The 18,060-nt window shown below is 66.3% G+C and carries 16 protein-coding genes; 9 read left to right on the plus strand and 7 right to left on the minus strand.

Annotated features, from left to right (window positions below; genetic code table 11):
• Window position 1 precedes the first annotated feature (1 nt).
• The gene (locus HWX69_RS05960; protein ID WP_178916170.1) at window positions 2-1,585 is read right to left on the minus strand and encodes a COG1361 S-layer family protein; all 1,584 of its coding nucleotides are present in this window, start codon (window positions 1,583-1,585) and stop codon (window positions 2-4) included.
• A gap of 142 nt (window positions 1,586-1,727) precedes the next feature.
• On the opposite strand from HWX69_RS05960, the gene HWX69_RS05965 reads away from it, so the two are divergent.
• Window positions 1,728-2,441 (plus strand): TetR/AcrR family transcriptional regulator, encoded by a 714-nt coding sequence (locus HWX69_RS05965; protein WP_218644673.1) that lies wholly within the window; start codon window positions 1,728-1,730, stop codon window positions 2,439-2,441.
• A 5-nt stretch (window positions 2,442-2,446) separates the two neighbouring features.
• Here the strand turns inward: HWX69_RS05965 and HWX69_RS05970 are convergent, their stop codons facing one another.
• The 3 genes from HWX69_RS05970 to HWX69_RS05980 are packed head-to-tail and all read right to left on the minus strand — an operon-like array spanning window position 2,447 to window position 7,375.
• Entirely contained in the window at window positions 2,447-4,000 is a 1,554-nt protein-coding gene (locus HWX69_RS05970; protein ID WP_178916171.1) for a class I adenylate-forming enzyme family protein, read from the minus strand.
• Window positions 4,001-4,058: 58 nt separating this feature from the next.
• Complete coding sequence (locus HWX69_RS05975; RefSeq protein ID WP_178916172.1) at window positions 4,059-5,921, minus strand: PAS domain S-box protein; 1,863 nt, start codon at window positions 5,919-5,921, stop codon at window positions 4,059-4,061.
• Complete coding sequence (locus HWX69_RS05980; RefSeq protein WP_178916173.1) at window positions 5,921-7,375, minus strand: ATPase domain-containing protein; 1,455 nt, start codon at window positions 7,373-7,375, stop codon at window positions 5,921-5,923. The genes HWX69_RS05975 and HWX69_RS05980 overlap by 1 nt, the downstream gene beginning before the upstream one ends.
• A 184-nt stretch (window positions 7,376-7,559) precedes the next feature.
• Here HWX69_RS05980 and HWX69_RS05985 point away from each other — a divergent pair, with 184 nt between their 5' ends.
• Window positions 7,560-8,285 (plus strand): MBL fold metallo-hydrolase, encoded by a 726-nt coding sequence (locus tag HWX69_RS05985; protein ID WP_178916174.1) that lies wholly within the window; start codon window positions 7,560-7,562, stop codon window positions 8,283-8,285.
• A 6-nt stretch (window positions 8,286-8,291) separates the two neighbouring features.
• On the opposite strand, the gene HWX69_RS05990 is transcribed toward HWX69_RS05985, so the two are convergent.
• Window positions 8,292-8,849, minus strand: a complete 558-nt coding sequence (locus HWX69_RS05990; protein WP_348642982.1) for a type IV pilin domain-containing protein — start codon at window positions 8,847-8,849, stop codon at window positions 8,292-8,294.
• Complete coding sequence (locus HWX69_RS05995; protein ID WP_178916176.1) at window positions 8,846-9,379, minus strand: hypothetical protein; 534 nt, start codon at window positions 9,377-9,379, stop codon at window positions 8,846-8,848. The genes HWX69_RS05990 and HWX69_RS05995 overlap by 4 nt, the downstream gene beginning before the upstream one ends.
• A gap of 112 nt (window positions 9,380-9,491) precedes the next feature.
• Here HWX69_RS05995 and HWX69_RS06000 point away from each other — a divergent pair, with 112 nt between their 5' ends.
• The 7 genes from HWX69_RS06000 to HWX69_RS06030 all read left to right on the plus strand — a co-directional run bounded on the left by HWX69_RS06000 (window position 9,492) and on the right by HWX69_RS06030 (window position 17,442).
• On the plus strand, window positions 9,492-10,709 hold the full coding sequence (locus HWX69_RS06000) for an MFS transporter (protein ID WP_178916177.1): 1,218 nt from the start codon (window positions 9,492-9,494) through the stop codon (window positions 10,707-10,709).
• Between the two features lie 60 nt (window positions 10,710-10,769).
• Window positions 10,770-11,183, plus strand: a complete 414-nt coding sequence (locus HWX69_RS06005) for a PaaI family thioesterase (RefSeq protein ID WP_178916178.1) — start codon at window positions 10,770-10,772, stop codon at window positions 11,181-11,183.
• Window positions 11,184-11,281: 98 nt separating this feature from the next.
• Entirely contained in the window at window positions 11,282-11,878 is a 597-nt protein-coding gene (locus tag HWX69_RS06010) for a hypothetical protein (protein WP_178916179.1), read from the plus strand.
• Window positions 11,878-13,647, plus strand: coding sequence for a GMC family oxidoreductase N-terminal domain-containing protein (locus HWX69_RS06015; protein ID WP_178916180.1), 1,770 nt, complete (start codon window positions 11,878-11,880; stop codon window positions 13,645-13,647). The genes HWX69_RS06010 and HWX69_RS06015 overlap by 1 nt, the downstream gene beginning before the upstream one ends.
• An 86-nt stretch (window positions 13,648-13,733) precedes the next feature.
• Entirely contained in the window at window positions 13,734-14,948 is a 1,215-nt protein-coding gene (locus HWX69_RS06020) for a carboxylate--amine ligase (protein ID WP_178916181.1), read from the plus strand.
• Between the two features lie 154 nt (window positions 14,949-15,102).
• Complete coding sequence (locus HWX69_RS06025) at window positions 15,103-16,980, plus strand: DUF7504 family protein (RefSeq protein WP_178916182.1); 1,878 nt, start codon at window positions 15,103-15,105, stop codon at window positions 16,978-16,980.
• A gap of 54 nt (window positions 16,981-17,034) precedes the next feature.
• Window positions 17,035-17,442, plus strand: a complete 408-nt coding sequence (locus HWX69_RS06030; protein ID WP_178916183.1) for a Rieske (2Fe-2S) protein — start codon at window positions 17,035-17,037, stop codon at window positions 17,440-17,442.
• Here the strand turns inward: HWX69_RS06030 and cmk are convergent.
• Entirely contained in the window at window positions 17,439-18,053 is a 615-nt protein-coding gene (gene cmk / locus HWX69_RS06035) for a (d)CMP kinase (protein ID WP_178916184.1), read from the minus strand. The genes HWX69_RS06030 and cmk overlap by 4 nt on opposite strands.
• Between the last annotated feature and the right edge of the window lie 7 nt (window positions 18,054-18,060).

Genomic DNA, 18,060 nt, shown 5'->3' on the forward strand with positions numbered 1-18,060 from the left:
GTCAGTTCCGGCGCCGCCACCAGAGTCCCGCGCCGACGACGGCGACGACGGCCACGACGCCGATGGCGATGGGGACGACGGGCGGTCCCTCGTCGGTCGTTTCGGGTTCCTCGACGGTGACCGCCTGCTGGTAGGTGTCGGAGAGCGTGCTCTCACCGCGGCGATTGTCGTACTGGAAGTCGAATTCGACGGGGTAGGTCTTCGCCATCGCACCGCCCGTTGCCGAAAGCGAGAACCGCAACTCGCCGGACTCGCCGGGTTCCAACTCGGAGATGAACGCCTCGTCGCTCGACGTCGACAGCGGACTGTCGGCGTACAGTCGCGCGTCGATGTTCGAGAGCGTCTCCGGGCGCTCGTTCGTTATCGTGACGACGAGGTCACTCGACCCACCCGACTCGACGGTGGCGTTCTCGGCCGTGACCGAGAACTCCCCGCGGCGTTCGTCGACGACGACCCGCTCGGAGAGGGGCCCGGCGGTGACCGTCGACTCGCCCTCGTTCGCGTACTCGACGCTGAACCGGACCTGTCTCGGGCCGGCCAACGCCTGCCCGCTCACCTCGGTCGGGAAGGCGAACTCGGTCGCCTCGCCGCTCTCGAGTTCCGGCAGGGCGTACCGGCCTTCCTCGACGAACAGCGAGTCGCTCGCCGGTTCGATGACCAACACGCCGTCGGAGACCGGACGGGGCCCCTCGTTGCGGAGCGTCCCGGTGATGTTGCCGGCGTAGCCGACCGACAGCGTGTCTTCGAGCCCCTCGATGTCGAAGGACTGCTCGGAGAGGGGTTCGAGGTGGCCGACGACCGGGTCGGATTGGGCCTCGGCGCCGTCGGTGTTCGTGTACTCGACGGTCGCCTCGATGGGCTTGGCGCCGGTCGCGACGCCCTCGGCGACGGCCGCATCGACGGTCACGGTGGCGGACTCCTCCGGTGCGAGGTCGCCGACGAACGAGCGGGCTTCGCCGGTGCCGAGCGTCACGCCGCCGCTTCCGCGGAGGGTCACCCGCGTCGCGTTGGCCCGCTCGGAGCCGACGTTTTCGATGGTGACGTCCGCGTCGCCGGAAGTACCGGGCTGGACGTCGGTGTCGACGTCCGTGATGGCGAACCGCGGTTCGGAGACGACCCGTACGTCGACGGTCTGACGCTCCGTCTCGGTCCGTCGCTGCGGGTCGGACATCGAGGAGGTCTGTCGGACGTAGGAGTACCGCACCTTCACGTCCAACTCGTAGGTGCCGGGTTCGGTCCCTTCGGGAACGACGACTCGAAACGGCGTCGACGTGAGGGAGCCATCCGGGATAGAGCCGACCGCGGTTCGCCCGGTCCGCACGTCGAGGGGGCCCTCACCGTCGGCCGCGACGGAGACCGCCCTCGCGGTGAGCACTTCCTCGCTTCGGGGCCCGGTGTCGAGGTCGCCGCTGTTCTGGAGTTGGACCTCGATTCGCGTGTCGCTGCCCGGCGTGACCTCGGCGTCGGGCGCGTACGCGGAGATATCCGGTTCGCCGCGCGTGAAATCGCGCTGGGTCTGTTGGCCGACGACTGCGCCGGCCGAAACGGTCAGACAGACGAACAGGGCGGCGACGGCCACCGCCATCAGGGACTTACGAACCACGGTTCGGACCTCTGTCGGCGGTCGATTCGTCGGCGGCGCGACACGTGGAGGGGCGTCGGCGGGGGCGGACGGCACTCGCTGGCATTACCGGCACGGTTATGCGCCGGGACAATAGCCGTTTTGATTGAATGTTCAATCAATCCGGTTCGCCTCGCCCGTCGGCGACGACCGTCGGCCGCTCCCCCGACGGCCACTCGATACTTGTCGGGGCGGCCGCTACGGGGTTGCAGTGATGGAGTTCTTCGAGGACGCCTCGACGACGCGCGAGGAGATTCTGGCCGCGGCCTACGAGGCGCTGTGTCGACACGGCTACAGCGACCTGACTATCGAGAAAATCGGCGACCACTTCGAGAAGAGCACGTCGCTGGTGTATCACCACTACGACGGGAAGGACGAACTGCTGTTGGCGTGTCTGGAGTACGTCTTAGAGCGCTACGACGAGACGTTCGTCGAGGCGGAATCCGAGGACCCGCGGGTCAGACTCGAAGAGCCGCTGTCGGTGTTTCTCGTAAGCGAACTGCCCGACGAACAGTTCCGGTTCATGCGCGCGCTCGTCGAACTCCGGGCGCAGGCGGCCCACGACGACCGGTATCGGGAGTACTTCACCCGAAGCGACCGCCTGTTTCAGGCCCGTCTGACCGAACTCGTCGAGGCCGGCATTGAAGCCGGAGCGTTCCGCGATGTCGACCCAGAGGCCGTCGCCGCGACGCTACAGACTGTCCTGGCCGGCGCGCTCGTCCGAACCACGACCTCCGACGACGACGCGTGGCTCGAAGATGTCCGCGAGGAGGTCATCGCGTGTCTCGAAGCGCGACTGTACCGTCCGGAGGGGGACTGAACTGCTTACTCGAAGTCCTCCAACTCGAACTTCTGGACCTTCCCGGTCGTCGTCCGCGGGAGTTCGTCGACGAAGTTGACCTCCCGTGGGTGTTTGTACGCCGCGAGGTTGTCGAGGGCGTATTCCTTGATTTCCTCTGCGGTCACCTCGGCGTCCGGTCGCTTGACGACGAAGGCGGTGACCGTCTCGCCGCGGCGCTCGTCGGGGACGCCGACGACGGCCGCATCGGCGATATCGGGGTGTTCGAACAGCAACTCCTCGACTTCGCGGGGGTAGACGTTGTACCCGCCCGTGACTATCATGTGCTTCTCGCGGTCGACGATGAAGAAGAAGCCGTCCTCGTCGTAGTAGCCGAGGTCGCCGGTGTGGAACCAGCGCGTGCCGTCGTCGTCGTAGGTGAACGCCTCCTCGTTCGCCCCCGGGCGGTTGTAGTACTCCTTCATCACGTTCGGGCCGGAGACGACGATTTCGCCGACCACGTCGTCGAGTGCCGTCTCGTCGTCGACGGGGCCCTCGGGGACGGGGTCGACCTCCTCGAAGTCGTGGTCGACGACTTTCGATTCGACGCCCGGTAGCGGCTTGCCGATTGAGCCGGGACGGCGGTCGTCGGGTCGGTTGGCGTGGGTGACCGGCGCCGTCTCGGTGAGGCCGTACCCCTCCATGAGGTCGGGTTCGAACGTCTCCTCGAACTGTCGCATGACCTCGAGCGGGAGGCTGGAGCCGCCGGCGTTGGCGAACCGGACCGAACCGAGGTCGTACTCGGCCGCCTTCGGGTGGTTCACGAGGTCGTTGTACATCGCGGGCACGCCGTGGAACAGCGTGATGCCCTCCGACTCGACGAGTTCGAGCGCGGCCTCGGCGTCCCACTCGGCCATCGGCCAGTAGCTGCCGCCCTCGTACAGCGTCGCCAGCATCGTCACCGTCATCCCGTAGATGTGGAACAGCGGGAGGACGCCGAGCATCTTGTCGTCGTCGTAGATGCCGTCGTGAATCTTCGGGGAGGCGCGGGCCTCGAAGGCGAGGTTCCGGTGGGTCAGAAGGACGCCCTTCGGAGTGCCGGTCGTCCCGGAGGTGTACGGTTGACACGCCACGTCGTCGTCGTCGCGGTCGACGACGTCGAGTTCCTCCTCGGCGAGGAAGTCATCGAACTCGACGGCGCCTTCGGTGTCGCCGCCGACGCTGACGATGGTGTGAACGTCGGTGTCGTCCTGTACCTCCTGGACCTGCGGGACGAGGTCGGCTAGCGCGACGACGGCCGTCGCGCCGCTGTCGCCCAGTAGGTGGCTGATTTCGCGGGACTTGTACTGGGGATTCATCGGGACGACGATGCCGCCGGCTCGGAGAATCCCGTGGAAGGCGATCACGTACTGCGGGAGGTTTGGGAGATAGACGCCGACGCGGTCGCCGGGTTCGACACCCGAATCCGCGAGGGCTTTGGCGAACCGACCGGTCTGTGACCAGAACTCGCCGTAACTGAGTTCCTGCCCCCGGAAGCCGATTGCGGTGGCGTCGGGCATCTCCGCGGCGCGCTGTTCGATGTCGGCAAGCAGATTCGTCATCACTCCCCCGTATCGGTCACCACGGGGTAAATCTTGCTTCACGGGACGGGAGTTTACCCTACGTCGGCGACTGTTCTTCGGCCGCCGGAAGTCGGAGGACGACCGTCGCGCCCCGTTCGGAGTGGTTTCGGATGTCGAGTTGTCCGCCCGCGTTCGTCACGGCCCACCGAATCAGCCACAGCGTGACTCCCTGAAGGTGCTCCAGCGGGCGTTCCGCGCCGCTGGTCAGCGCGCGCCGTTCGCGCTCGGAGAACCCGGGCCCGTCGTCGTTGACGCGGAGTTCGACCCACTCCCGGTCGTCCGTCTCCTCGACCTCGATTTCCACTCGGGGAGCGGGGACGCCCGCGTGTTTGACCGCGTTCTCGACGAGGTGTTCCAGACAGAGCCGAATCGTCGCGGGGCAGACCGCCTGGGTGGCTCCGGGCGCCGAGATGTCGATGTCGACGTCGGGGTAACTCTCACGGAGTTCCTCGCCCACCTCGCGGACGAACGCCGAAAGGTCGAGTTCCTGTGTCCGCGGTTTGGTGGGGTCGATGCTACGGTTGAAGGCGCGGGCCGCGTCGGCAATCGCCAGCAGATCCGACGCCGCGGTATCGATGTCGTCGGCTATCGCCGCCACCTCCTCGTCGCCGTCGGCCTCGAGGAGTTCCGCCAGTCCCGTGACGATGTTCAGTTTGTTGCGGATGTTGTGTCGGAAGATTCGATCGAGAACCGACAGGCGGTTCTGATACTCCTGGATTCGCGTGATGTCACGACTGACAGCGATGATTCGCTCGCCGTAGTCGTCGGTCGCCTCCAGCCGCTGAAATCGGAACTGGAAGACCGTCGAGTTCCCATCGGGGCCGGTCGTCGTGAGTTCCATCGTCCGGGAGCTCCCTCCGCCCCGAACCGCAGCCGTCGCCGTCCGGAACTTCGCTGCCTGTTTCCCTTCGAACAGGCTCGGTGCGGGCGTTCCCTCGGGAATCGTTCCATCGACGCCGAACGCGGCTTTGGCTGCTGCGTTCGTATCCACGATCCGACCGTTGTCGTCGAGCACCAAAACCGGGTCCTCGATGGACTCGAAGATTCGTTGGTACTGTTCGAGCAACCGCTCTCGACGCTTGCGCTCGGTGACGTCACGCTGGAACCCGAGGAAGTGCGTCACCTCACCGTCCTCGTCACGCACGGGCATGATGTCGAGGGCGTTCCAGAACTGCTCGCCGGAGCGCCGGTAGTTGCGAACTTCGACCGACACCGGCCGCTCGTCGGCCAGCGCCGACCGCATCTCATCGACGGTCGACTCCTCGGTGTTCTCGCCCTGCAGGAACCGACAGTTCCGGCCGATGACCGCCTCGCGGTCGTATTCCGTGATTTCGAGAAACTCCTCGTTGACGTAGACGAGCGGCAGGTCGTCTTCGTTCGCGTCGGCGATGCTGATGCCGATGCCGGCAGTGTCTATCGCTCGCTCGTACAGTTCGAGTTCCTGCTGTCGCTGTCGCGACAGCACCGAGTATCGTCGCGTCGCCAACAGGCCATCGACCCGGGAGCGAACCGCCTTCCTCGGCGCCGGAATCGACTGAATACCGTCGAGCAACTCACCGACAGAGTCGCCGTGGCGTCGCCATGCCTCGTCGACCGAGTCGGTCGTCAACAGCAACACAGGCGCCGTGGTCGGCCGTTCGCGTGCCTTCCACGCCAACAGCGCCTCGCGGAACGACGCGAGGCCGTCGGCATCGACGATACAGATGTCGGTCCGCTCCGGAACCGGTTCGGCTACATCGATTACCTCGAACGCCGAGAGGAGCGACTCCAACAGCTCTCTGTCCCGCGGTTGGGCGACGCCGAGGGCGATTCGTGGCGTCCGCTCGGAGAACCACTCGTCGCTGTCGCCGCTGTCGGAGTGGCGGTGTGGCCGCGGCGACGAGTCATCTTGGGGGGCCATCAGCCCGACTCGTCGGTTCGCTCGGGGATGCCGGTGAGAATGCCGCGCATCCCGGTCAGTTTCGGCCCGACCTTGACGCCGTTCTCGGATATCGACATCTCTCGAAGGGACTGCTCGAAGTCACCGAAGCGCTTCTTCAGCACGCCGACGGTTTTCCGAATCTCGCCGTCGATTTCCATGTATCGGAGGAAGACGATGTTGTCGGCGAGGTAGCTAATCTGCTCGTCGGTCGCCGAGAGGTCGCCGGTGATGTTCTCGACTTCCTCGATGAGGATGACAGTGACACCCATCCGCTTGAGGTAGCGACACAGCGCGTGGAGTTCCCGGGTGAGTTCGGCCTGGGAGTCGTCGCCACGAAGGCCGAGTCGGTAGCCGGTGATGCCGTCAATCATGACGATTTCGGCATCCTCCTCTTCGACGGCCGTCCGGACGTGATGAGCGAACTCGTCGGGACTCTGTGCGAGTGACTCGATTTCCTCGATTCGAACGGCACCCGTCTCGACGAGTGACTCGATGTCGATATCGATTTCGCCGGAGCGGTGCAGATAATCGGACTCCAGTTCCTCGAAGAGGTAGCCGAACGCCCCTTCGCCGCGGTTGCCGGCGGCTTCCAGAAACAGCGACCCGAGTGTCGTCTTTCCGGCACCCGACGGTCCGGAGAGGACGGTGACCGACCCTCGTTCGATGCCCCCGCCGAGAAGTCGGTCGAGTTCCGAGAGCCCCGAGGAGAGTTGGTCCCGGGTGTGTTCCCGGTGGAACTCTCCGGGGACGAGTTTCGGATACACGCGACCGCCCTCGCCGGACCGGATGCGATAGGTGTGTCGGCCGTCGGCGGACCCCGACCCGCGGAACTTCGTCACTTCGAGCGACCGGTGGTCGGTCGTCCGCCGGATTTCGATGGTCGAATCCCCGAGGAACTTGAGGTCCTGTTCGACCCGCCCACTCGTCGGTTGGGTCGTACACAGTGTCGTCGTTCCCCGCTCTTTGAGTTCGTTGATGAGTGAGGAGATGTTCCGCCGGAACTGGTACTCGTCGGGCAGCAGCGACCGGAGTTCCGACAGCGGGTCGATGACGAGCCGCTCCGGGGATTCCTCGTCGATGGCCGTCGCGATGCGCTCCAGTAGGTCCTCGCCCTCGACCTCGTCGGCCGGGAACACCGTGTAGGAGTCCTCCGAAAAGAACCGCTCGCCGCCGGCGCTAAGGTCGAGTATCGTCACCTCCGAGAGGTCGATGCCGAGCAGTTCGGCGTTCCGTCTGATGTCGGTCTCCCGTTCCTCGAAGCCGATGTAGAGACTCGGCCCGTCGGCCGCGGTGAGAAACTGCAAGGCGAGAACCGTCTTGCCTGTCCCCGGACCACCGTTTATTATTCCCGTCTGGCCACTGAGAAAGCCACCCTGCAGCACCTCGTCTAAACCCGGTGTGCCGGACGGAACACGCCGGTGGTCGTCGGTCATGACTTTAAAACAGCGGCTGTCAACTGTTAATACTTTTGCCTATATAAATAAATCACTCACGATACACACGACTAGATTGAACATTATTATAGTCCAACTCGGACAATCGCAGGTTTGTGGATTTCTCCCGTTCGGAGCCTGCCGGCACACCAATAGTTAGGACGCCCTCGGTACAGGTGACGGTATGCCCACCGTTCAACTCGTTCGTCACGCCACGTTGCTCGTCACGTTGGGGGAGACGACGTTCCTCGTCGACCCGATGCTCGGCGAACCGGGCGACATCCCGCCGATTCCGAACACGCCCAACGATCGCGAGAACCCACTCGTCGAACGCCCGGACGTCGACCTCACACACGACGCGGTCGTCGTCACCCACCGTCACCGCGACCACTTCGACGACGCCGCCCGGGAGTTCCTCGACCGCGAGATACCGCTGTTCTGCCATCCCGAGGAGTCCGACGAGTTCCGCGAGGAGGGCTTCGAGGACGTCCGACCGCTCGATATCCACCACTCGTTCGGCGACGTGATACTCGAACCGACGCCGGCCCGCCACGGCCACGGCGAGTTGGCAGAGAAGATGGCGCCCGTCCTCGGCGTCGTCTTCGAAGGCGAAGGGTCGCTGTATCTCGCCGGCGACACCGTCTGGTACGACGCCGTCGCCGAAACCATCGATGCCTACGACTTCGACGCCGTCGTCGTCAACGCCGGCGGGGCCCGGTTCGTCGAGGGCGAACCCATCACGATGGACGAAGACGACGTTGCGTCGGTCCGGGCGGCCGTCGACGACGACGTGCCCGTCATCGCCGACCACATGGACGCCATCAACCACTGCCTGGTCACGCGGGCAGACCTACGAGCGGCCGTCGATGGCGTGACGATACCCGAGGACGGCGAGACGGTCGAGTTCTGATTCGGGCTATTCGACCTCTCGGACATAGACCGTCGAGGACTGCTCGCCGTCGCTCCAGACGAGTTGGACCACATCCCCTGCTCGGAGTTCGACGACGCTGTTCCCGTCCGTGAGCCGTCGGTCGCCGTCGATGGATTCGATGGCGAAGCCACCGAACGTCTCGTTTTCGCCGACGGTCGCCCCACCGACCACCGAAACGGCGTCCCCCTCCGTCACCGTCTCGGCACCGAGACCGGCGACGGTTCCTTCGGGGTCGATTCCAGTCTCTGTTTCAGTGCCGTTACGGTGGACGTAGATGCGCAGTCTGTCTGCATCGACGGTGTCGCCGCCCGTGTGTCGGAACGTCGTCCGTGTCACCTCGATGCGTTCGCCATCGACCGTGAGGGTTGTGGTGGTCTGTTCGGATTCCCAGTCCACGTTCGGCGCGCTGTCGCCCGGCTGTGACCCGGTACCGAGACTCCACAGCCCGCCAACGATAGCCACCGAGACGAAAAGCGTCGTCACCAACAGTACGGCGGCGGCCACATCCGGCGAAACTCCGGCGGAGGGTGACGTGTCGCTCACAGCGAATCACCCAGTCCGATTACGAAAATCGACCAGTACAGCGCCTGTGAGATGAAGACGAAGACCGACGAGAACACGACCATCGTACACGCGCGGGCCAGCGTCCGCTTCGGGACGGCCTCACCGGCCCGTTTCCACCGCAGTGCGGTGCCGACGGCATAGCCGAGCACGCACCACGAAAGCGCGAACGCCCCCGCGAAAAGGACCGCAAACGGAAGCAGGTCAACGAAGAACCTCGTCGAAAGCCGCGGCCAAGAGACGAACGCGAGCCAGCCAGCCGTCGTGACTGCCGACGGAAGGGCGAAACCCCCGACCAACCTCGGTCGCTGCTCGACGTACGTGAACTGAACTGCCGACAGAAACACCGGGAACGAAAACGCCTGTACGGCGACGAAACGTGCCCAGTCCGGCCACCCGTCGAACCACGAACCGAAGCCGATGCCCGAGACGAAAACACTCCAGACGAGGAGGGCGACGAACCAGCCGGTCGCAACCGTTCGCACGCGACTGCCCTCGCTGGAGAGTTCCATATCTCTTCGACCTGTCGCTCGAAATAAATATGATTCCGTCGGCTCATGGACTGAACCCCTTCGGCGGACGAATTCAGCAGGGACTATCGGGGTGCTGTTCGAACCACGGACGATGACACGGCCACCGACCCGCGTCGAGAACGCCGCGCTGTTGGCCCTCGGTGGCCTCGGCTACGGGGCGCTGCTATTCGTCTGGTTCTCGCTGCCGGCGTACCTCCAGCCCGTCATCGACGACCTCGGGTTGACGGGGACGCAGGCGGGCGTGCTGGCGGGGGCGGTGCCGCTGACCTACATCCCGCTGGGTCTCGCAAGTGGTCTGCTCGTCGACCGACTCGGCGCGCGAGTCGGCGTCGGCTTGGGCATCGCACTCGCCGGCCTCGGGCAGTTGAGCCGGTCCTTTGCCCCCGAGTTCCCGTCGATGCTGGCGTTGACGCTGCTGCTCGGCGTCGGCGCGACGGGGCTCACCTTCGGGTTGCCCAAACTCGCCTCGGAGTTGTATCCCGCCGACCGCGTGGGCCGGGCGGCATCGGTGTACCTCGTCGGCTCCTACGTCGGCAGCGCGACCGTCTTCGCGTTCGGCCGCCCCGTCATCGGCCCGGCGCTGGGCGGCTGGCGGCCGCTGTTCCTGTACAGCGGCATCGCCACACTCGCCGTCGCTGCGGTGTGGGCTATCGCGGCGTGGTACGTTCCCGCTGGGGTCCACGAAACCGAGGCCGACGGCGACCTCACTCTCGCCTCGCTGGCCGACGACCTTCGGGCCGTCCTCGGCCACCGCGACCTTCGGCTGCTCGTCGTGTTGGGGACGATGTACCTGTTCGTCCTCCACGGGATACAGGGGTGGCTGGTGACGATACTCGAAACCCGGGGCGTCACGGCGGACCTCGCGGGAACCATCGCCAGCACCCTCGTCGTCGGACAGGTCGTCGGCGTGTTGACGATTCCGGCGCTCGCAGAGCGCTTCGGTCGCAGGCGGGCGACCCTGGTCGCCTGCGCCGCCGTCGCCTGCCTCGGGGTCGTGGGGTTGCTGGCCGAACCCGAGGCCGTCCTGTTGCTCGTCGCTCCGGTCGTCGCCATCGGACTCGGGATGGGCGGGCTCTCGCCGCTCATCCGTGCGGTGCCGGTCGAGTTGGATGGCATCGGTCCGAAACTGACCGGCACCGCGGTCGGCGTCGTCTTCGCGGTCGGCGAAATCGGCGGCTTTCTCGGCCCGGTCGTCATCGGCGCGCTGCGGGATGCCACGGGGACGTTCACGCCGGGGGTGGCCGTCGCCGCCGTCGGGACGCTCGTCGCCGCCGCGGCGGGTGCGGCGATGTCGAGTCTGGATGCCTGACGATTCCACCCTCCAACAGCCACACGACAGTTTGTAGTCGGCCCTCACCGAACCGGAGTTATGACCGACACCAACGAGTGGTTCCTCGAGAACCACGACCACCTCCGGGACCTCGGCATCGAAATCGACGACCAGCGAGAGGGGTTCATCCGCCTCACGTTGCCTCACGAGGCGTCGCTCACCAATCCGGGGTCGGAGGCCATTCAGGGCGGCGTCGTCGCGACGCTCATCGACCACGCCGGTGGCGCGGCCATCCGCACGACGCTCCCGGACCCGATGTCGACGCCGCACGCGACGACGGAGTTGAACGTCAGTTACGTCCGACCGGCCGCCGCCGATTTGACTGCCGAGGCGACCGTCGTCCGCTCCGGTCGGAGTATGGGCGTCGTCGAAGTCGAGGTGACGATGCCCACCAACGAGGGGGAAAAGACCGTCGCCGTCGGTCGCGTCTCGCTGCATCTCGACCGGGAGTGAGTCGGGGGTCGTTGTTCCGCACATTGACGGCGGAACGTTGAGGTGAGGCCGACCGCACGTGAGGGTATGGCTGCCACACGAGAGGGGGTGGGGCCGTCGTGAGCCACACCCGCGGAACGTTCGCCGCGCTCGTCGACGCACTCGTCCCGGAGACGCCCGACCTCGCCGACCGAGGCGACGAACACGTCCCCGGCGGGCTCGCCGTCGGACTGGAAGAAGAGATTATCGACCGCGTGAACAACTTTCAGGAGGCCGACGGCGCCCTCGCCGCCGCCGGCTACGACGCGACGCCGATGGCTCCGGCCGTCGCGGTGTTGCTCGACACCGCGGCCGCCGAACTGCTCGTCCGGCGCCGCAGTGCGAACGGCTTCAACTCGCCGGCCGAGGAATTCGCCGGCGGGCCGTTCTCGCGACTTTCCCGGCAGGACCGCCTGCGTGCGCTTCGACTGCTCGAAGACGAGGGCGTCTTCCCACGGTTGGCCGATCGGTTCGACTCCGCCGCCCTCGGCACCATCCAGTTTCTCGCCAGTTCCCTGCCGATTCTCGTGGAGTTCGTCTACTACTCCGAAGTGACGGCCGACGACGGTGAGGAGCGCTCGCTCGGCTGGCGGCAGGCGGACTACCCCGGGCCGGCGGACGGCTACGCAGTCGGGATGGGCTACGAAGTCGAGGAATTCGAGGAGAACGAGTACTGATGTACGAACGCGACACAGACGTCGTCGTCGTCGGTGCGGGCGGTGATGGCCCGGCGCTGGCGTGGCGACTTGGCCAACTCGGCATCGACGTGACGATACTGGAGGCTGGCCCCTTCTACGGCAACGAGAAGTGGGAGGCGCCCAACGACGCGCCGGGCGGCGAACGCTCCGATGACCCTTCGGACCTCTCGGGTGAGCTGTACGACGAGCAGTTCACCTCGAAGGAGGGCGACATGAACGACCCCGTCACCGGGAAACTGCGGTGGGGCCCCGCCGACTCCGACCGGCCGCCGTGGCAACGGACGGTCCCCCAGCAAGCGCTCATCTCCCAGCTGTCGGGCGTCGGCGGAACGACCCAACACTACTACGCCAACCACCCGCGGGCGTTCGTCACGAGCATCGAGGACCAACCGCACTGGCCCATCGACTACGAGGAGCTGGTGCCGTACTACCAACTGCTGGAGGAGACGCATCCAGTCGAACCGGCGCCGACGACGCCGAAAGCCGAGGTGTTCTTCGAGGGCGCTCGAAGAGCGGGGTACGGCCTCAACGACGGCTACAACGTCACCGACGCGGGGTATCGGCCCTTCCCCAACGCCATCCCGCAACCGGACGAGCGACTGATGCGCGACGGTGGCGATGAGGACGGTGTTGGTGAGAACAACGCCGGCGAGTACCGCTACCCCGACTACGAGGGCGACACGCTGGCGATGCACGAACACCAAGGTGGCCCCCATCCCCGGGACGCGCCGATGCGGGAGCGGGCGCGTCGCTCCTCGAACGTCTCGCTGGTGCCGCGGGCGCTCGACACCGGCCATGTCGAGATTCGACCGAACGCCTTCGCGACGGCCATCCTCACCGAAGGCGGTGCGGCCGAGGAGGCCACCGGCGTCGAGTTCCGCGACACGTGGGCGGGGACGACCGAGCGCATCCACGCCGACGTGGTCGTTCTCGCGGCCGGCTGTATCGAGACGCCGCGACTGTGGCTCAACTCCGGACTTCCGGACAACGGCTGGGTCGGCCGGGGGCTGACCACCCACCACTTCGATTTCGTCGCGGGCACCTTCGACCCCGACACCCTCGAAGCGCTCATCGGCCAGCGTGCGGTCGAACCCCACCAGGGGCAGGCTGCCGGTTCACGCGTCGACGTTCCCGGCAAAGGCGGTATCGCCGTCAACACGTTCGCGCCCGGCATCACCGCGATGGCGATGTACGCCGCCGCACAGGGCGAGTGGGCCTTCGACCGCGACACCGCGGGCGAACCGTGGGACACCGCCGGCCGACTCGCCGGTCGGCAACTCAAAGCACAGATGGCCGACTACCGCCGGACGCTGACGCTCATCTGCCACACCGACGACCGACCCCGACAGGAAAACGGCGTCTCCATCGACGAGACGACCGAGGACGAACACGGTCCCGTTCCGCTCGTCGAGTGGGAGGCTCACCCCGAAGACGACGCCCGACGCGACGACCTCGCCCGACGGGCCGCGGAAATCCTCGACGAAGCGGGCGCCGAGGACGTCCATCGCACCGACGCCGCGCCGATTCTGTTACACATGCAGTCGTCGATGGCGATGGGGAAGGTGCTCGATACGGGCTGTGAAGCGACGGACGTGAGTCGGCTGTTCGTCGCCGACCACTCGGCGCTCTCCAACGGCGTCGGCGGCGCCAATCCCACACACTCGGGGCAGGCTCTGGCGCTGCGGACCGCCGAGGCCGTCGCCAACCGCTACTTCGACGGCGTAGAGGACCCCATCGGGTCCGTCTGAACGGGTTTTTCCGGTTCCCAAACGAATCCGAGTAGACACAACTTAACCGAAACAACGCTGAAGGGGCCGTTCACTGTAGGCGGCCTATGGCGAAGGTGTTCGTCCTGAACGCACACTCGCGGCACGGATTGGTCTCGATTCGGTGTCTCGGTGGGCGGGGACTGGACGTGACTGCCGGGAGTTCGAGACGATTCCACGCCGGGCGGCTGTCCAGATACGTCGACCGGTTCGTGGCGTATCCTTCGCCGGTCGATGCCCCGGAGGCGTTCGTCCGTGCCATCGAGGCGGAACTCCAGCGGACGGACTACGACATGCTGTTGCCGGTGAACGAGGCGACGGTCGAAACCGTCGTCCGACACCGCGACCGCTTCGAAGCACACACGACAGTTCCGTTTCTCCCGTACGACCGACTGGCCGTCGGGCTCGACAAGCGACGAACCATCGAGGCGGCCAGAGCTCACGACGTTCCCCACCCGGAGACGCGCTTCGCCGAGGAGTTCGACATCGACACCGTCGGCGAGGAACTCGGCTACCCGGTCGTCGTCAAACCGACACGGGGGTCCAGCCGAAACGGGGTCTCGGTCTGTCACTCACGGGCCGACCTCGAACGGACGCTCCGTGAGACGCCGGCACAGTACCGCCCGCTGTTGGTCCAGGAGTTCGTTCCCTTCGGCCGTGAAGTCGGCGTGTACACCCTGTACGACTGCTCGGGAACGCTGACCGCGTTGACCGTCCAGAAGCGTCTTCGCTCGAACCCGCCCGAAGGCGGCGCGAGTACGTACCGCGAAACCATCCGCGACCCGGAACTCGTCGCCCTCGCCGACGAGTTCCTGACGGCACTGGAGTGGCGCGGCCTCGCGATGGTGGAGTTCCGCGTCGACGCCGACACCGGCGAACCGAAACTCCTCGAAATCAACCCCCGATTGTGGGGGAGTCTCGCGCTGTCGGTGTACGCCGGCGTCGACTTCCCGTATCTGCTGTATCAGTTGGCCATCGGCAACGACGTCGACCCGCAGTTGGAGTACGCCGTCGGCGTCCGGGCGCGGTGTCTGTTCACCGACGCCCAACAGGTGCTCGCACGCGAGGACCGAGCAACGGCGCTCGCGGAGTTTCTCACGCCGTCGTCGAAGCCGTGCTGTTACGACATCGTCTCGAAACGGGACCCACTGCCGACGCTCGGACAGTTCGCGTACGCCGTCTCGTGTCTGTTCGACCGCGAACGCGACACGGAAACCGGTGCCGTCGACGACCCCGAGGACTCGTCGGAAACGCCGCCGGAACTGTCACCACCGCTGTCGTAGCCGGGGTCCGGGACGCGGCCGTCGACGTGAGAAATCGGCGGTATCTCCGTATCGAGACTCGATACGAACGAAACCCACTATAGGTTACCGTATCAACACGAAACAATCGCAGTATCGTGGGAGCGGCTCACGAGGACCGGGTGAGTAATTCGAGATGTCACGAACGGGCCCGACGAACGTCCTCTTCGAGACCGGCGAGTACGGCGAGTGCGACGAAGCCGCGTGTATGCACCTCCTCGGAGTCGACGACCCCACCAACGTCGACGTGCTGTTCGTCACCGTCACGAAATCGGGCCGGGAGCGCATCGAGGCGCTGAAACGCCACGCCGACGCCCCGCCGTCCAACGTCGGTATCGTCACCGTCGACGTGGGTGGCTCCGACGGCAGCGCACGCCTCGGCGGCGAATCCGGTCCGATGGTTCGGCACATCTCCGACCCGAGCGACCTCACCGGCGTCGGCATCGCCATCTCGGAGTTCCTCTCGGCGTGGCATGGCAACGGCAACCGGACCGTGGTGTGTTTCGAGTCCGTGACGGCGCTGTTGCAGTACGTCGAGGCCAACCGCGTGTTTCAGTTCCTCAACGAAATCACCTCGAAGTTCGAGCAGTCGGGCGCCCGGGCGCACTTCCACATCACGCCGGCGGCCCACGAAGGGCAGGTGTTGAGCGTCCTCACGTCGCTGTTCGACGACCGCGTCACCGCCCGGGACCTCGGACACGTCCCCGAATCGGAATCGGTGGCGGGGACGACAGCGGCCGCGTCGGGTGCTGTCGTCGACGACGCCTCGACGGAGGCTGCAGATGCCGACCCCGAATCGGCTTCGGCGGATTCCGAGGCACCGGCGGCGGAAACCGACGCCATCGACGCCACCGACGACACCGACGAGGAATCGGGATTCATCTTCGCCGGCGCCGACACCGAAAACGACGCCGACGCTCCCGAAGACGGGACTGCGACGGCTCCAGCATCCGATGTGGAGCCGCCGGCCGCCGAGACAAGCGAGCCGACCGCCTCCGAGTCCGGCGACGAACCTTCCGATTCCGAGGGTGCTGACGCCCCCGCCGACTCGGAGGGCACCGACGACCCCGCCGATTCCGATTCGGTGTCGACCGCCGACACGGTCGAAGACAGCGAGGCTTCCGACTCGGACAGCACGACCCCTGACTCCGACCCGGCCGACATCGTCTGGTCGGTCATCAACGGCGAGATGGACGACCCGGACGCCGACCAGACCGACGCCTCCCCGTTCGAATTCCCCGCCGAGACGGCGGACGACGATTCGAGTGCGGGTAGCGACGACGCAGAGGTCGAGGGGATGGACGCCGAGGCGGAGACCGACGGGACGGACGCCGGCGACGAGGCGGGTGACGACGCCGGCGTCGAGGAACCGACGACCGCGAACTTCGGCCGACAGAAGCGACGGTCGGAGCGAGACCCGATAGAACGACCGCAGGTACAGCGGCCGACGCACCCCTCCGAGGACGATTCGGAGTACAAGTCGGCGGTGTTCTCCCGGACGACGGCGACGGTCATCGGCGTCGTCGTGATGGTCGCGCTCGTAAGCTTTCTCACCGCGGCTGTCCCGATGCCGGCCGGCGCACCGATAACCGACGCTGAACCCGAGGGAACGCCGACGCCGGCGTCCGGCGGGGGAGCGAACGGGACTCAAGCGCAGGCGACGCCGAGTCCGACGACGACCGCGACGCCGGAACCCACCGCGACAGCGACAGCGACGCCGGAATCGACAGCGACACCGACGGCGACAGCGACGCCGGAACCGACAGCGACGCCGAACCCGGACGACTCCGGCGGTTCGACCGGGTCCACCGACGGAAACGACAGCGGTGACACGACCACGACCGCGACCGCGACACCGGAGCCAACGGCGACCGCGACACCGGAACCCACCGCGACACCGACGGCGACGCCGGACGACTCCATCACCGGCGCAGTCGACGACACTACCGACAGCACCACGGATGTCATCGACAACACCACCGACACGCTCGTCGGCGACGACGGCCTGTTGTAACCGCAGTTAGCTGTCGGCGGTGGAATTTTGAGACTGCTACCGGTACGGCGAGGTATGGCGACGCTGCTCACCGCCGTCGAGGACGTGCCCGAGAACGGCTCGTACCTCTTCACCGTCGAAGAGGCCGACGGCGGTCTCGAAGAGGTGATTCTCGTCCAACTCGCGGATGGCGTCTCGGCGTGGAAGAACTTCTGTCAACACGAAACCGACCAACGGCTCGACCGCGGGCGCGGTGCAGCGATGCGTGAGGGGCAGATAATCTGTCCGAAACACGGGTCGATGTTCGACGCGGAGACGGGGTACTGCGACAACGGGAAGGCCGCGGGGTCGACGCTCGTCGAAGTCGACGTGTCCGTCCGCCACGGGCAGGTGTACCTCACCGACGACGAGGTGTCGTTCAGCCACGAGGGCGGCATCGACGACGACGGCGCGCCGAGTTCGACCTCACACCTGAGTTTCTAGATGTCGAGGTCGGCGGTCGGGAAGGAACCCTCGTCGGTTTCGGAGTCGTAGGAGTCGATGGCCGTGAGCGCGAGGTCGAGGGTGTTCTCGGGGGTCCACCGCGCGGTGTTGATACAGAGGTCGTAGATGGAGCGGTCCGAGAGGTCGATGCCGTAGTAGGACTCGTATCGTTTCACGTCGATGACGTCGCGGACGCGCATCTCGGCGCCTATCTCCTCGCGGTCGGCGGTGCGGTCGACGCGGATCTCCTCGGGTGCGTCGAGCCAAAACCGGAGGTCGGCGCGGTTGCCGGCGAGCCAGCCCGCCAGCCGCGATTCGAGGACGAACGCCTTGTTCGCCGCGCCCCACTTCTCTGCGATGGTGCGCAGGCGGCGGTCGACGGCGCGGTCGATGTCCTCGTTCTCGCTGGCTTTCGCGATGAACTGCGAGAGGCTCATGTCGCGCTCGTCGGCGAGTTCGCGGAACACCTCGCCGCCGGAGATGAACCCGCAGTCCATCGCCTCGGCAAGTCCCTCACAGAGGGTCGTCACGCCGCTTCCCGGCGGCCCCGACACGGTGATGAACAGGTTGCTGTCGATTTGCTGGTCCGGGCTGATGTCGTGTCCCGACATGTGGCGG

The organism is Natronomonas gomsonensis (genome assembly GCF_013391635.1).
GTDB classification, from domain to species: Archaea; Halobacteriota; Halobacteria; order Halobacteriales; family Haloarculaceae; genus Natronomonas; species Natronomonas gomsonensis_A.

What these genes read in the sequence shown, in the direction of transcription:
- HWX69_RS05960 (WP_178916170.1), bottom strand. Translation starts at nt 1,585, where the DNA reads ATGGCGGTGGCCGTCGCCGCCCTGTTCGTCTGTCTGACCGTTTCGGCC.
- cmk (WP_178916184.1), bottom strand. Translation starts at nt 18,053, where the DNA reads ATGTCGGGACACGACATCAGCCCGGACCAGCAAATCGACAGCAACCTG.
- HWX69_RS06015 (WP_178916180.1), top strand. Translation starts at nt 11,878, where the DNA reads ATGTACGAACGCGACACAGACGTCGTCGTCGTCGGTGCGGGCGGTGAT.
- HWX69_RS06020 (WP_178916181.1), top strand. Translation starts at nt 13,734, where the DNA reads ATGGCGAAGGTGTTCGTCCTGAACGCACACTCGCGGCACGGATTGGTC.
- HWX69_RS05985 (WP_178916174.1), top strand. Translation starts at nt 7,560, where the DNA reads ATGCCCACCGTTCAACTCGTTCGTCACGCCACGTTGCTCGTCACGTTG.
- HWX69_RS06030 (WP_178916183.1), top strand. Translation starts at nt 17,035, where the DNA reads ATGGCGACGCTGCTCACCGCCGTCGAGGACGTGCCCGAGAACGGCTCG.
- HWX69_RS05970 (WP_178916171.1), bottom strand. Translation starts at nt 4,000, where the DNA reads ATGACGAATCTGCTTGCCGACATCGAACAGCGCGCCGCGGAGATGCCC.
- HWX69_RS06005 (WP_178916178.1), top strand. Translation starts at nt 10,770, where the DNA reads ATGACCGACACCAACGAGTGGTTCCTCGAGAACCACGACCACCTCCGG.
- HWX69_RS06025 (WP_178916182.1), top strand. Translation starts at nt 15,103, where the DNA reads ATGTCACGAACGGGCCCGACGAACGTCCTCTTCGAGACCGGCGAGTAC.
- HWX69_RS05980 (WP_178916173.1), bottom strand. Translation starts at nt 7,375, where the DNA reads ATGACCGACGACCACCGGCGTGTTCCGTCCGGCACACCGGGTTTAGAC.
- HWX69_RS06000 (WP_178916177.1), top strand. Translation starts at nt 9,492, where the DNA reads ATGACACGGCCACCGACCCGCGTCGAGAACGCCGCGCTGTTGGCCCTC.
- HWX69_RS05975 (WP_178916172.1), bottom strand. Translation starts at nt 5,921, where the DNA reads ATGGCCCCCCAAGATGACTCGTCGCCGCGGCCACACCGCCACTCCGAC.
- HWX69_RS05995 (WP_178916176.1), bottom strand. Translation starts at nt 9,379, where the DNA reads ATGGAACTCTCCAGCGAGGGCAGTCGCGTGCGAACGGTTGCGACCGGC.